At 53.5% G+C, this 12,766-nt stretch carries 14 protein-coding genes; 9 read left to right on the top strand and 5 right to left on the bottom strand.

The window, feature by feature from the left end; genetic code table 11:
- The first annotated feature begins 2 nt into the window (after nt 1-2).
- From FJM65_RS01015 to FJM65_RS00990, 6 genes are all read left to right on the top strand, one after another.
- Entirely contained in the window at nt 3-1,481 is a 1,479-nt protein-coding gene (locus FJM65_RS01015; protein WP_140618470.1) for a RimK family protein, read from the top strand.
- Nucleotides 1,462-2,730 (top strand): carboxylate-amine ligase, encoded by a 1,269-nt coding sequence (locus FJM65_RS01010; protein WP_239022782.1) that lies wholly within the window; start codon nt 1,462-1,464, stop codon nt 2,728-2,730. The genes FJM65_RS01015 and FJM65_RS01010 overlap by 20 nt, the downstream gene beginning before the upstream one ends.
- A complete protein-coding gene (locus FJM65_RS01005; RefSeq protein ID WP_140618467.1) occupies nt 2,724-3,452 on the top strand; it encodes an N-formylglutamate amidohydrolase in 729 nt (242 codons plus the stop codon). Before FJM65_RS01010 ends, FJM65_RS01005 begins: the two co-directional genes overlap by 7 nt.
- A gap of 124 nt (nt 3,453-3,576) precedes the next feature.
- Nucleotides 3,577-4,215, top strand: coding sequence for a YqaE/Pmp3 family membrane protein (locus FJM65_RS21800; protein ID WP_317131332.1), 639 nt, complete (start codon nt 3,577-3,579; stop codon nt 4,213-4,215).
- 201 nt (nt 4,216-4,416) lie between these two features.
- Complete coding sequence (locus FJM65_RS00995; RefSeq protein ID WP_140618464.1) at nt 4,417-5,361, top strand: DnaJ C-terminal domain-containing protein; 945 nt, start codon at nt 4,417-4,419, stop codon at nt 5,359-5,361.
- 31 nt (nt 5,362-5,392) lie between these two features.
- Nucleotides 5,393-5,746, top strand: coding sequence for a hypothetical protein (locus FJM65_RS00990; RefSeq protein WP_140618461.1), 354 nt, complete (start codon nt 5,393-5,395; stop codon nt 5,744-5,746).
- Here FJM65_RS00990 and FJM65_RS00985 read toward each other — a convergent pair.
- On the bottom strand, nt 5,724-6,482 hold the full coding sequence (locus tag FJM65_RS00985) for a pseudouridine synthase (RefSeq protein ID WP_140618457.1): 759 nt from the start codon (nt 6,480-6,482) through the stop codon (nt 5,724-5,726). The two genes, FJM65_RS00990 and FJM65_RS00985, sit on opposite strands and share 23 nt — an antisense overlap.
- A 116-nt stretch (nt 6,483-6,598) precedes the next feature.
- Here FJM65_RS00985 and FJM65_RS00980 point away from each other — a divergent pair, with 116 nt between their 5' ends.
- Both FJM65_RS00980 and FJM65_RS00975 read left to right on the top strand, forming a co-directional pair.
- Complete coding sequence (locus FJM65_RS00980; RefSeq protein WP_140618455.1) at nt 6,599-7,276, top strand: DsbA family protein; 678 nt, start codon at nt 6,599-6,601, stop codon at nt 7,274-7,276.
- Between the two features lie 40 nt (nt 7,277-7,316).
- Nucleotides 7,317-8,033: a DUF1003 domain-containing protein gene (locus FJM65_RS00975; RefSeq protein ID WP_140618453.1), complete on the top strand. Its 717-nt coding sequence runs from the start codon at nt 7,317-7,319 to the stop codon at nt 8,031-8,033.
- 5 nt (nt 8,034-8,038) lie between these two features.
- Here the strand turns inward: FJM65_RS00975 and FJM65_RS00970 are convergent, their stop codons facing one another.
- Both FJM65_RS00970 and FJM65_RS00965 read right to left on the bottom strand, forming a co-directional pair.
- On the bottom strand, nt 8,039-8,755 hold the full coding sequence (locus tag FJM65_RS00970; RefSeq protein WP_140618451.1) for a DUF3291 domain-containing protein: 717 nt from the start codon (nt 8,753-8,755) through the stop codon (nt 8,039-8,041).
- A 105-nt stretch (nt 8,756-8,860) separates the two neighbouring features.
- Complete coding sequence (locus tag FJM65_RS00965) at nt 8,861-9,361, bottom strand: pyridoxamine 5'-phosphate oxidase family protein (RefSeq protein ID WP_140618449.1); 501 nt, start codon at nt 9,359-9,361, stop codon at nt 8,861-8,863.
- 145 nt (nt 9,362-9,506) lie between these two features.
- Between FJM65_RS00965 and FJM65_RS00960 the strand changes: the two genes are divergently transcribed.
- A complete protein-coding gene (locus FJM65_RS00960) occupies nt 9,507-10,091 on the top strand; it encodes an acyl carrier protein phosphodiesterase (RefSeq protein ID WP_140618447.1) in 585 nt (194 codons plus the stop codon).
- 62 nt (nt 10,092-10,153) lie between these two features.
- On the opposite strand, the gene FJM65_RS00955 is transcribed toward FJM65_RS00960, so the two are convergent.
- Together FJM65_RS00955 and FJM65_RS00950 are read right to left on the bottom strand one after the other, a co-directional pair.
- Nucleotides 10,154-10,666, bottom strand: coding sequence for an FKBP-type peptidyl-prolyl cis-trans isomerase (locus tag FJM65_RS00955; RefSeq protein ID WP_140618444.1), 513 nt, complete (start codon nt 10,664-10,666; stop codon nt 10,154-10,156).
- A gap of 77 nt (nt 10,667-10,743) precedes the next feature.
- Nucleotides 10,744-12,687 carry an AAA domain-containing protein gene (locus tag FJM65_RS00950; RefSeq protein WP_140618442.1) on the bottom strand — a complete coding sequence of 648 codons (1,944 nt, stop codon included), beginning with the start codon at nt 12,685-12,687 and terminating at the stop codon, nt 10,744-10,746.
- Between the last annotated feature and the right edge of the window lie 79 nt (nt 12,688-12,766).

Genomic DNA, 12,766 nt, shown 5'->3' with positions numbered 1-12,766 from the left:
CCATGCGAAAAATAATTATTGTGGACTACCCCAAGGACTGGGAGGAAGCAATTGAAGACACGGAGGTAGTGGATGCCCAAACCTATCTTACCAGCCCCACCTACACCGATATCCGCAGTGCCCGCATTTTTAACCTGTGCCGCTCGCACCGCTACCAAAGCGCGGGCTATTATGTGTCGCTGCTGGCGGAGGCCCGGGGCCACAAGCCCATTCCGAGCGTGACCACCATGCAGGACCTGAAAAGCCCGACCATTGTGCGCGCCATAACCGTGGAGATGGAGGACCTGATACAAAAGAGCCTGGCGGGCCTGAAGTCGAAAAACTTTACCCTGAGCATATACTTCGGGCAAAACGTGGCGGCCAAGTATGAAAAGCTGTGCAAGGCCCTGCACGATCACTTTCAGGCGCCGCTGCTGCGCGCGCAGTTCGTCTACAAGGATAACTGGGTGTTGCAGAGCATCTCGCAAGTACCCATCAACGAAGTGCCCGAAGACCACCGCAAGTACCTGAAAAGCTTCGCAAAGGCTTATTTTGCCCGCCACCGCTTCTCGGGCGCTCGCATCAACCGCAAGGCCTATGATCTGGCTATTTTAGTGGACCCACAGGAAAAAGCCCCGCCATCCAACGAAAAGGCCATACAGTATTTTGTAGATGCCGCTGAAAACCTGGGCTTTTATACCGAGTTGATCACCAAGGACGATTACCGCCGCCTGCCGGAATTTGACGCGCTGCTCATCCGCGAAACCACCGCCGTGAACCACCATACCTACCGCTTTGCCCGCAAGGCCTTTGCCGATGGGCTGGCGGTGATCGATGACCCGGTTTCCATACTTCGGTGCACCAACAAAGTATACCTGGCCGAGTTGCTGGCAAAGGCGAAAGTGCCCATCCCCAAAACCATGATCATCCACAAGGACAACCGCGATGAGGTGGTGAAAGAGCTGGGGCTGCCCTGTGTGCTCAAGCTGCCGGACAGCTCTTTCTCACAAGGGGTGGTGAAGGCCAAATGCGAAAAGGAGCTGAAAGAGGAGCTGGACAAAATGCTGGAGACCTCGGAGCTCATCATCGGGCAGGAGTACACCCCTACGGATTTTGACTGGCGCATAGGTGTGCTCGACAAGCAGCCGCTCTATGCCTGCAAATACTATATGGCCAAAGGCCACTGGCAGATCTATAACTGGAACGGCAAAAAGAAACAGGACGAGGAAGGGGACGATGAGATCGTGCCGTTTGAGGAGGTGCCTTTCCATGTGCTGCACACAGCCCTGAAAGCGGCCAACCTGATCGGCGACGGCCTGTACGGCGTGGACCTGAAGGAGATAGACGGGAGGGCCTACGTGATTGAAGTAAACGACAATCCAAGTATAGACGCCGGGGTAGAAGACAAAATCCTGAAAAAGGAGCTTTACGCCGCTGTGATCAAATCAATAAAAAGACGCATTGACAACCATAAAAACGGAAATGGCAGAAGCGATGGATAATCCGAAAAAGACGCTGCACCTGTTCGAGGGTTTCGGGGTGGAGATGGAGTACATGATCGTGGAGCGTAACACGCTGCAGGTGCTGCCCATTACCGACAAGCTTATATACGATGAGGTGGGGGAGTACCTGTCGGATGTGGAGTTTGGCGACATAGCCTGGAGCAATGAGCTGGTGCTGCACGTGGTGGAGCTGAAGACGCAAGGGCCGGTGAAGACGCTGGCGCAGCTGCATCAGAAGTTTCAGGAGCACGTGCAGAAGATAAACCGGATGCTGGAGAAGTATAACGGTATGCTGCTGCCCACCGGGGCGCACCCGCTCATGGACCCATACGCTGAAACAAAGCTGTGGCCCCACGAGCACAATGCCGTTTACGAGGCTTACAACCGCATTTTCGACTGCCGGGGCCATGGCTGGTCTAACCTGCAGAGCACGCACCTGAACCTGCCGTTTTACGATGACGCCGAGTTTGAGAAACTGCACGCCGCCATCCGGGTGCTGTTGCCCATTATGCCGGCGCTCAGCGCCTCAACGCCCCTACTGGATGGCCAGCTGACCGGCATGGCAGACTCGCGGATAGAGGTATACCGCCAAAACCAGCAGAAGCTGCCAAGTATAACCGGCAAAGTGGTGCCCGAGGCGGTGTTTTCCGCGAAAGACTATAAGCAGCAGATCCTGCATAAGATGTACCAGGAAATAGCCCCGCACGACCCGGAAGAAACGCTGCAGGAGGAATTTCTGAACTCCCGCGGCGCCATTGCCCGCTTCGAGCGCAACACCATCGAAATCCGGCTGCTGGACATACAGGAGTGCCCTCTGGCTGATTTGGCCGTGGTGCAGGCCATTGTGCAGGTGCTACAAGCCTTGATTGACGAGCGGTGGACAAGCCTGCAAAACCTGAAAGTATGGCACGAAGACGAGCTCTCCTCGCTGTTGCTGGAGGTAGTGCAGAAAGGGCAGGAGGCAGTTATCACGAACCAAGCCTACCTGCGGCTTTACGGATATAACCGCAGCGGCAGCTGCACGGTGGGCGAGCTCTGGAAGTACCTGATTCAGGAGGCGGTCAACCTGCAGGGGCAGCCTGAGGTGTCAGCAGCTTTAAATGTCATTTTTTCTTGTGGCAACCTTTCACGGCGTATTTCAGAAGCTGTTGGCCCGGCGCCTTCAGCGGAAAAAATACGGGAAGTATACCTTCAACTGGCGGACTGCCTCCGGAAAGGCTGCGTTTTTCTACCTGAAAATCCATGCTAAAATTTATACTTACCTGCGAGCACGGCGGAAACGAAATCCCGGCTGCCTACCAGACACTTTTTAAAGACAAAGAAGATATCCTACATTCGCACCGCGGCTATGACAAGGGAGCGCTGGAGCTGCTGCAGCACCTGAAAGAACTTCCTGATAAGAGCTTCGCCAGTTCCACTTCGCGCCTCTTGGTGGAGCTCAACCGCTCTGTTCATCATCACGGGCTTTTCTCTGACATCGTATCGGGTTTGCCTGACAGCGAAAAGCAAACGATACTCTGCGAGTACTATTATCCCTACAGAAATCGAGTGGAAGAGCTAATTGGCGATCTGGTGAGCGTGGGGCATCAGGTGCTGCATATTTCCGTGCACAGTTTTACCCCTGTTTTAGACGGTGAGGAACGGCAGGCAGACATCGGGCTACTGTATGACCCCAAACGGGAAAGCGAGCGCACGTTCTGCCGCAGCTGGAAAAAAGCCATACAAAAGGCGCAACCAGCACTGCAGGTACGCTTTAACTACCCTTATCTGGGCATTGCAGATGGTTTTCCGACGTACCTGCGCCGCAAGTTTACATCCGAACAGTACATTGGCATAGAACTGGAGGTAAATCAGAAGTATGCCGAGGCAGGCGGCAGCGCGTGGCAAAAACTGAAGAATACTATCAGGAGAAGTTTGAAAGCTGTACTTTTGCAAGCCCGCCCCGAGGCTGTGGAAGATAATAGCGCTTAAATTGCTCTATTAACAAAACAAAATATGATCATTTAAAGTATGAAACATCAGTTGACCCTGCCGCAACAGCAATGCTTCAGGGGAATGTATTCTGAACAATTCGTATCATTCAAAAATAAAACCTATGAGAATTAAGAATCTACTCTATTTAGTGGTGGCGTTGGCAACAGGACAGTTCCTGTTTTCCTGTAGCTCTGCCGAATACTATACTTTTAAGCCCGGAAATACGGAAGCATACAATACAGCTAAACCAAAACCTGCAGCACCTGAAGTTGCCCCTGTAACGGAAGTTGCGCCAGCAGTGGCTGAAACGATGGTGGCTACTACCGAAGAAACAGAGATGGCTGCCGCTGATGAGCCGGTTCTGGAGGCTAGCACGAGCACGGCACCTGCACCCGCACTTGCGCCACGGAAAGAAGCAAAAGTGGCTAACGTGCCTGCAGCGGCTACCGAGGAGGTAACGCTGGAGAAGCGCGAAATGACCGTGGTAGAAGCCGAGGCGCTGGCCATGGCCAAAGAGCACCTGAAGAACATGACGAAGGCTGAGAAGAAGGAGCTTAAGAAAGAGGTGAAGGAAATGATGCGCCAGAGTGGTTCCCGCACCTCTGTGGTAGAGATCATCCTGGCCGTGCTTCTGCCGCCACTAGCCGTATTCCTGCACGATGGCATCGGTACTTCCTTCTGGATCAACATCATCCTGACGCTACTATTCTTTATTCCGGGTATCATTCATGCCTTATTGGTAGTAACAGACACGATCTAAGGTATAAACACATCATAACGAAAGAAGCACCATTTACGTGGTGCTTCTTTTTTTTGTAGCTTAGGTAACGAAAGTCACGACAGGTTTTTTCATCTGGGTAGGATAAGCAGGCAGCTTAATAGAAATAAGAGCAGTAAAAACCGGATGAGAATTAAACAATAGAACTGCAGGAAGTCGTACAATAAAGAAACTTCGGAACGCATGGAGTACAAGGACTACTACAACATATTGGGAGTGGATAAAAAAGCCACTCAGGCTGAGATAAAGAAAGCATACCGCTCCCTGGCAAAGAAATATCACCCCGACAAAAACAAAGGGAACAAAGAGGCAGAGGAAAAATTCAAGGACATCAGCGAAGCCTACGAGGTGCTGGGGGATGAGGAAAAACGCAAGCAGTATGACCAACTAGGCGCCAATTGGCGTCAGTTTCAGCAGCAAGGAGCGGGTGGGCAGTACTATGGCCAGCCCGGCGGCGGCTTTAGGGGCAGCTACCAGGGCGACTTCAGCGATATTTTTGGAGCCGGAGGCGGAGGTGGCGGCGGCTTTTCCGACTTCTTTGAGCAGTTTTTCGGGGGCGGCGGAGCAGCTGGCTTTGGAGGCCAACGCGCGGGAGGCCGAGCCCCAAAAGGGCAGGACTACCAGGCTGAGATGGAAATTTCGCTGCAGGAAGCTTACACGGGCACCAGCCGCCTACTCAACGTAAACGAACAGCAGTTGCGCATTACCACCAAGCCCGGAGTGGCCGATGGGCAGGTGCTGCGCATAAAAGGCAAAGGCGCACCGGCACCCGCCGGCGGCCAGCCCGGCGACCTGTATATAAACGTGCGGGTAATGCCTGATGCCCGTTTCGAACGTGCCGGCGACGACCTGACCACCACTTTGCCGGTTGATATGTACACAGCCATACTTGGCGGCGAGGTGCAAGCGCCTACCATGTCGGGGCAGGTGAAACTGAAGATCCCGGGCGGTACGCAAAGCGGCAAAATACTGCGCCTGCGCGGAAAAGGCATGCCAAAGTATGGCCAACCTGACCAACATGGCGATCTGTACGTAAAATTAGAAGTAAACCTGCCTACAAGCTTAAGTGCAGAAGAGCGGGAGCTGTTAGAGCGGCTTCGCGATTTGCGCAAGGCCAGGGCAGTTTAGTATGTGAGCAACTTATTACCCCTACTATACCATGCTTGTAACCATAGAACAAACCCGCTCTTACACCCCTCTGGAGAACTTCCTGGACAGCCTGGCTGATAATAAACTGACATGCTATGCCTCTGATCTGTTGCAGCAGCACGGCTGCGAAAGTATGGAGGAACTGGCGCTGGCGATAAGGCGTGCGACAGAGGTTTGCAATAGCATGCACCTGCCTCTTCGCGAGAACTTCAAGCCGGTTTACCGTTCCCGGAACGGGGAGGTGGTGCAGGACTGGCGGCTGTCGCCGATGGCGTACATGCTGATGGTGCTGAACGCCGACGCTCGTAACGGCCTGGTGGCACGCACACAGGTAGAAATGGTTAAGAGATTCCTGAACCACTAAGCTCCGGAAGAGGCTGTGGCAGGGCCTCCTGTTGCGCCAGCACCGCCTGCCAACCAAACCTATGGCAGAGCCTTAACGTGTTTTCCGGAAGCTGTGCCTGAATATAGACCTGCTGGCCTGTGTAAGGATGGGTAAAACTGAGCGCGGCGGCATGCAGCAGCAGGTAAGGACTGCCCAGCTCCTCCAAAAACATTTTGTTGTGGCGCCAGTCGCCGTGCCGCTTATCGCCCACTATGTAGTGCCGTAGGTGCGCAAAATGCTTCCGGATCTGGTGCATACGGCCGGTTTCAGGCTTAATCTTAACCAGGCTGTAGCGGGCAGTCTGGTAGCGGCCAACCGGAATGGGAAGCTCTACCGTGGCCAGCCGCTCGTAGTGCGTCACGGCATCCTGCGGTTCCTTGTGCCGGTGGTCTTTGTCAGGGCGTATAGGGTTGTCGATGGTACCTGTCTCGGGTGTATAACCTCGCACGATGGCAAAGTATGTTTTGTCTGGCTCGCGTGCCTCAAAAGCCTGTACAATGGGAGTAGCCGCCTCCGCCGACTTAGAAAACAGCAGCACGCCGGAGGTGCCGCGGTCCAGGCGGTGCACCGTGTATACATGGTAGCCCAACTGGTCGCGGAGCATCTGCATGGCAAACTCTTTTTTCTCTTCGGCTATGCGCGTGCGGTGCACCAGCAAACCATTTGGCTTGTTGATGGCCACATAATGCGCGTCTTCATAAACAATCTCTAACACAGCGTCCTTTTTGCGCAAAGATAGCAAACAAGCTTATTTTCTTCTTGCAACGTAAAAAAGAGTTCTCCAAACAAGCGCAGCGCTCCTCTACATCTGTTTTTAATTACCTTTGCTTTATGGAACAGAACAAGCACGACTTACTCGATATCATACACCTGATTTACGTGATGGATCCCATGTGCTCCTGGTGCTACGGGTTCGCCCCGGTAATAAAGCAGCTGGTGCAGGAGCAGGAGGGCAAGATGCAGTTCAAGCTGGTGATGGGCGGCCTGCGCCCCGGCACGGAGAAACCGCTGGAGGAGCAGATGAAGGAAGGTATAAAAAAGCACTGGCAGGACGTAGAACAAATCACCGGTCAGCCTTTTGATTATTCTTTTTTTGAGCGCCAGGATTTTGTGTATGACACCGAGCCCGCCTGCCGGGCAGTTGTAACGATGCGCTACCTGAAGCCGGAAGCTGAGTTTGAGATGGCCGAAACAGTGCAGCGCGCTTTTTACGCCAAAAACAATGATGTTACCAATCCCGAAGTGCTGGCAAGTATAGCCGCTGATTTAGGTGTTGGCGAAGAGGCTTTTCTGGAAAAGTTTGAGAGCGTGGAGATGATAGAGAAAACGCAGCAGGACTTTACCATTGCCCGCCACCTGCAGGCCACCGCCTTCCCGAGCCTATACCTGCTGAATGGCACCAACATCCATCTTATCAGCAGAGGCTACCGCCCGTACGATGGCTTAAAAGCGCACCTGGAGCGGGTATTGCAGCAGCTGGCACCAGACCAAAACCCTTTGGGCAGCTAAAGAAGTATAATAGGAAGCCCAGGAAACGGCATTTGCTTGTATGCGCCATCATCAGGAACCTTTCGGACTTTGCCAGGTAACCAAGAAGCACCTGCCACGGCATCAGCTCGTATCTGGCAAAGCCATTCGACAAAGTATACTGCAGCTCATAAAGCAGGATTACCCCGATTTTGATGAGGAGAAGTATGTATCGGCGGTTGTTCTGGCCAAGTACCGGAAGCTGTACCTGCAGCACATGCTGGAACAGGAACTGGGAGAGCTCTCGGAGCTGGAGGAAGACGTTGTTAAAAGTATAAACAAGCAGGAACTCCTCTCCAGCAACATCGAAAAGGAACTGGAAGAGCAGCTAAGTTTGGGCGACAGGCTGGCGGACATGATCGCTAGCTTTGGCGGCAGCTGGACGTTTATACTTATCTTTTTCTCGTTTCTGTTTCTCTGGATGGCAGTAAACGTGTACCTGCTGGCCACCCGCCCGTTTGATCCCTACCCATTTATACTTCTTAACCTGATCCTTTCCTGCCTGGCCGCCATTCAGGCGCCCATCATCATGATGAGCCAGAACAGACAGGAAGCCAAAGACAGGCAGCGCTCACAGCATGATTATAAAGTAAATTTGAAAGCTGAGCTAGAGATCAGGCTGTTGCACGAGAAAGTAGACCACCTGCTCACGCACCAGAACCAGCACCTGGTGGAAATACAGCAGGTGCAGCTGGACATGTTGGAGGATATCATGCTGCAGCTAAAACGAAAGAAATAAGCCGTTTACAACACCAGTTCCAGCGGGTCTGTGCCGGCCCAGGTGCCCTGGCTGCTGACAGGCTTAAAGCGTGCGAACAGCTCCTCCTTATACCAGTTCTCCTGCCGCGTTCTGCGCATCACCTCCTGATGGAGAGGGTTTCTATACGCATAGTCTTTCATCGCCTCTGCTGACTCCCACACGCTAAAAGTGGCCTGCCGTACCAGTGGCAGTTCTCCCAGGCCGATAGAGCAAAGCAGCCCTTCAGCGTTATCCAGGGCATGGCTGGTTTTGGGCACAAAGCGCCAAAAGGAAGGTAAAGCACGCCAGTTTATACTTGCCCGCGTCAGCACGGCAACCGGACCGCTTGTATACTTATCTGTTAGGGTAGGAGTGAAAGGTGACTGGCCATCCCATTTGCCGTGCTGCTGGAAAGGCAGCAGCTTAATGGTCCAATTTTCGGAAGTGTGGGACTGATATTCCTGCATCAGGGGGGAAGCGTGCAGAAACGCATCGGCCGCCGCCTCCGACTGCCAGGTGCAAAGCAAGCCGTAGCGCCTGAAGTTTGGTTTGATGCTAAAGCCCCGCCCGTGGCCGCTGCCAAGCAGTTTAAAAAACAATAGCCCGGGCACCTGTTGCAGTTTTGGCCCGGAAGTGCCCATCTGCGCCAGCCCCCAGCGAACATGCCCGCTACGTATTCCGAACAGGGTAAGGGTGGTAAGGCGAGGCGAGGAGGGCTGCATGGCAGGTGTCGTATGGTGGTATCAGCAAAGAAATAAAATAAGAACGCAAAAAAGAACACCTGCCAAAATAATCCGGCAGGTGTTGCAGAGAGATGTATTTCCTTATTACAGGTTGATTTTCTTGTTTTCGCCTCCTTTGGCTGGCTCACCGGTCAGGGCGGCTTTGGCCATACCGTACAGCGTCACCATGGTGTTGCTTGGCGTGTCCCAGTATTCTGCCTTGTCAATGGCCACCCGGATCAAGCCGATGTTTTTGTCTTCTTTTCCATCCGGAAACCAGGCCTTCATGTCAGCGCTCCAAAGCTCGTCAATCTTCTGCTGGTCGCGCAGCACGCGGGCTTTACCAGAAACCGATACATACAGGTTGTCATCCGGCTCCGCATAGCTGAGGTTTACGTGCGCATCATGCTCAATTTCGTGCGTTTTTCCTGACGCATACCCAGTAAAGAACCACAGCTCCCCATCTGGCCGCGTCTGTTGCGTTTTCATGGGTCGGCTTCGGAGCGTGCCGTCATCATCCACCGTCGTCATCATGGCAATCTTCACGTCCTTAATTTTATCTATAAGTTTCTCCAGGTTCTCTTTCGTGCTTGGGTCGTTATTCATAGCTTTATCCATTGTTTCTGTTTGATTACGCGGCATGCTGCCTTAGGGTTTATACTTGTAAACCGTGGGCCAAAGCACCAAATTAAGGTTGGAACAAAAGCCGCCGCAGCTTGTTTAGTATAGTTAAACCGATCAGATCAAGAATTTGAACTACCTCGCCCATATTTACCTTTCCGGTAACGACAACGAACTTTTAGTAGGTAATTTTATCGCAGACGCCGTGAAAGGGCGGCAGCTGGAGCAGTACCCCGCAGGCGTCGCCAAAGGCATCCGACTGCACCGCCTCATCGACCGCTATACTGACACGCACCCGGTGGTAGAGGAAACCAAGGTGCGGCTGCGGCCAAAGTATAAAAAGTTCTCGCCGGTTATCGCCGATATGTATTTTGACCATTTCCTGGCCTGCAACTTTGAGCATTACGCTCCAGTACCGCTTACGGCCTTTGTAGATGAGGCTTACACGCTTATTCAGCAGCACCACCACCTGTTGCCCGACGCCATGCAGCACCTTTTTAAGTATATGCATAGCCAAAACTGGCTTGCCTCTTACGCCCAGGTAGAGGGGATTGCGCAAGCGCTGACGGGAATGAGCCGAAGAACCGTTGTTGATTCCGGGATGGAAACAGCTGCAGAAGAACTGGTGGCGCAGTATGAGCTGTACGAAGCTGACTTCAGATCCTTTTTCCCGGAGCTGCAGCAATACGTGGAGCTGGCCAAGCTGCAGTTGTAAGAGGGGCTAAAAAAAGCGCAACAGAAGTACCTGCCGCGCTTTTAAAGTTTTCTATACTTTTATTAATGGTGTACACCGCCTTGGCCGTGCACATGGCCATGGTCCAGTTCGTCCGGGGTAGCCTCGCGCACTTGCTCCACTTTGCCTTTAAAGTATAGCTCTTTGCCAGCCAGCGGGTGGTTGAAGTCCATTTTCACGGTGTCTTCCGTCACGTTCACCACGCGGCCCTGCAGCTGGTTGCCCTCGCTGTCGGTCATAGGTATAAAGTTGCCGATCTCCAGCATATCCTCCGGCACGGCGCCTTCCACCTCGAACGCAGACTTGGGCAGGTCTACCACAGCATTCTCGTCCTGCTCTCCGTAGCCTTCCTCAGCGTTCAGCTTAAAGTCAAAATCATCACCGGTCGAAAGGCCGCTCAGCTGATCCTCAAACTGCTCAGGCAGTCCGCTCATGCCGAAGATAAACACCATTGGGTTCTCTTTTTCTGCTGTCTCTATCAGGCTTGGCTCACCTTGTTCGTTTAAAATGCGAAGTTCGTAAGAGAGTGTCACCACTCTGTTTTTTTCAATTTTCATGTTGCGTGTTTTAGTTCTGCTTTTCAGAAAGTTAGGAAAATATATCCATACCTCTAAATCTGGGGCCTTATTTGGGCTTAAGCCATCAGCTCCTGCAGCTCCCAGGCGCTGCGGTAGGCGTTGATGCTTTCTACATAAGTGAGAAACGCAGCATAAAACGGATGGTTGCTGAGCGTGGCACTGTCGCCTACAATTACAAGCTTTTTCTTAGCCCTGGTCATGGCCACGTTCATGCGCCGGATGTCAGCCAAAAAGCCGATCTCTCCCTGCTCATTGCTGCGCGTCATGCTGATGTAGATGATGTCGCGCTCCTGCCCCTGAAAGCTGTCCACGGTGCCTACCGTCAGGTGGCGCAGTTGGCGCAGCTCGTGCAGCAGCGGGAGGTGCTCCACGCGGTCCTGCAGGTAATTGATCTGCGCACGGTAGGGGGCAATCACACCGATTCGCAGGTGCTCCACTTCTTCGTCGGCGTGGTTGTAGTTCTTGAGCAGGTGCGTCAGGTGGTTCAGCAGAAGGTTAGCCTCGTCGGGGTTGGCAGAGCTGCTGCTTTCCGGCGTTTCCACCTCGTTGTAGCCACAGCCGGCCGTGTCGATGAACTCTACCGCCAGCCCCGGCGCAAAGTGCGGGTTATACTCGTGCAGGTCGCTGCTGTGCACGCTCTCATGCGCCTGCAACTCGCCCTTGTAAAACTGCTGGTTTGAGAACGCCATGATGTGGTGGTGCATGCGGTACTGCGTTTTCAGCATAACCGACACGTCCGGCTGCCGCTCTATGCACTTTTCGAACAGCGTCTTGCCCAGCCCTTTCTGCTCGGCCTCAAACGATTTTACGGTAGGGGGCAGCTGGCAGTGGTCGCCGGCCAGCACCACGCGCCTGGCCCTGGAGATGGGAATCCAGCATGCTGGCTCCAGCGCCTGCGCCGCCTCGTCTATAAACACGGTTTCGTACTCCAGGTGCCGGATGGCCTTGTTGGCCGCACCCACCAGCGTGCAGGTAATCACCTGCACGTTGTTCAGCAGGTCTTCGGTAATGTATTCTTCCACCCGGTCGGCCTCGTCGAGCAGGCGCTTGCTCTCGGCCCGGAAGAACTGGCGCTGCAAGCGCTCCTCGTGCCCGAACTTGCGTTTGTACTGGCCCGCCATCCGCTTATACTCTTCGGCTGTTTTGCGGTAGTCTTTCAGGCTTTTGTAGCAGCGGTGCTCCATGATCTGCGCATCCAGGGTATGCTCCAGCAGCACATCCGACACCCGCGAGGGATTGCCGATCCTGATCACGTTCACGCCCTCATTGGCCAGCTTTTCAGTCAGCAGGTCTACGGCCGTGTTGGAGGGGGCCGTGACAAGCAGGCGCTTCTGTGTCTCCAGTGTTTTAAAGATGGCCTGCACCAGCGTGGTGGTCTTACCAGTGCCGGGAGGGCCGTGAATGATCGCCACATCTTTTGCCTGCACAATCTTGCGCACCGCCTCGTTCTGCGAGGGGTTCAGGGACGGGATGTCGCTCATAGTGGCATCGGTGAAGCTGGCAGGCACATCTCCTAAAAGTATGTCGCGTAGCTCCGCCAGGCGAGTCTTGTATGCCTCAATCACCTTTTTCATGGCTATCTCCATTTCGCGATAGCTCATTTCGTCAAAGGTAAGGTCAATGCCCAGGCGGCCGTCCTCCACCCAGTCCGGAAGGTCTTCTTTGTTTGTGGCCAGCTGCACCTTGTTGCGCCTCAGGCCCACGATTACGCCGTTTATACTTTGGCGCTCGCCCTGGTTGCTAAACAAGGCAGCCGTTTTACCTACCTGAAACAAGTGCAGCTGGTCGCGGTCGCGGGTGCGCTCGAGTTCCAGCACCACTTTGTTGCCAAAGCCCAGTTCTTCTTTAGAGATCGAGACGGGGTACCAGCAAAAGCCCATTTCCTTACGCTCGGCGATGGTGCTTTTCAGGCTTTTGATTTTATACTGCTGTCGGTCCTCTTCCTGCTCAATCTTCAGCAGTTCCTGTACCCGCTTCAGTTCAAATAATATTTCGCTCATGTATGTTCAAAAAGAAAGGCTGGTCGTGTTGTGCCAGCCTTTATACTTTAAAATAAACGGCAGAGGGTTTCCTCCTTTA

This window comes from Pontibacter mangrovi (assembly GCF_006385705.1).
GTDB classification, from domain to species: domain Bacteria; phylum Bacteroidota; class Bacteroidia; order Cytophagales; family Hymenobacteraceae; genus Pontibacter; species Pontibacter mangrovi.
The sequence above is the reverse complement of the archived record's forward strand: the minus strand, read 5'-3'. Positions and strand labels throughout refer to the sequence as shown.

Bases quoted from the DNA above. Each gene is read 5' to 3' on its own strand.
- FJM65_RS00950 (WP_140618442.1), bottom strand. From the start codon at position 12,687: ATGAGCGAAATATTATTTGAACTGAAGCGGGTACAGGAACTGCTGAAG.
- FJM65_RS00975 (WP_140618453.1), top strand. From the start codon at position 7,317: ATGCGCCATCATCAGGAACCTTTCGGACTTTGCCAGGTAACCAAGAAG.
- FJM65_RS00980 (WP_140618455.1), top strand. From the start codon at position 6,599: ATGGAACAGAACAAGCACGACTTACTCGATATCATACACCTGATTTAC.
- FJM65_RS00955 (WP_140618444.1), bottom strand. From the start codon at position 10,666: ATGAAAATTGAAAAAAACAGAGTGGTGACACTCTCTTACGAACTTCGC.
- FJM65_RS01015 (WP_140618470.1), top strand. From the start codon at position 3: ATGCGAAAAATAATTATTGTGGACTACCCCAAGGACTGGGAGGAAGCA.
- FJM65_RS01005 (WP_140618467.1), top strand. From the start codon at position 2,724: ATGCTAAAATTTATACTTACCTGCGAGCACGGCGGAAACGAAATCCCG.
- FJM65_RS00970 (WP_140618451.1), bottom strand. From the start codon at position 8,755: ATGCAGCCCTCCTCGCCTCGCCTTACCACCCTTACCCTGTTCGGAATA.
- FJM65_RS21800 (WP_317131332.1), top strand. From the start codon at position 3,577: ATGAGAATTAAGAATCTACTCTATTTAGTGGTGGCGTTGGCAACAGGA.
- FJM65_RS00965 (WP_140618449.1), bottom strand. From the start codon at position 9,361: ATGAATAACGACCCAAGCACGAAAGAGAACCTGGAGAAACTTATAGAT.
- FJM65_RS01010 (WP_239022782.1), top strand. From the start codon at position 1,462: ATGGCAGAAGCGATGGATAATCCGAAAAAGACGCTGCACCTGTTCGAG.
- FJM65_RS00995 (WP_140618464.1), top strand. From the start codon at position 4,417: ATGGAGTACAAGGACTACTACAACATATTGGGAGTGGATAAAAAAGCC.
- FJM65_RS00990 (WP_140618461.1), top strand. From the start codon at position 5,393: ATGCTTGTAACCATAGAACAAACCCGCTCTTACACCCCTCTGGAGAAC.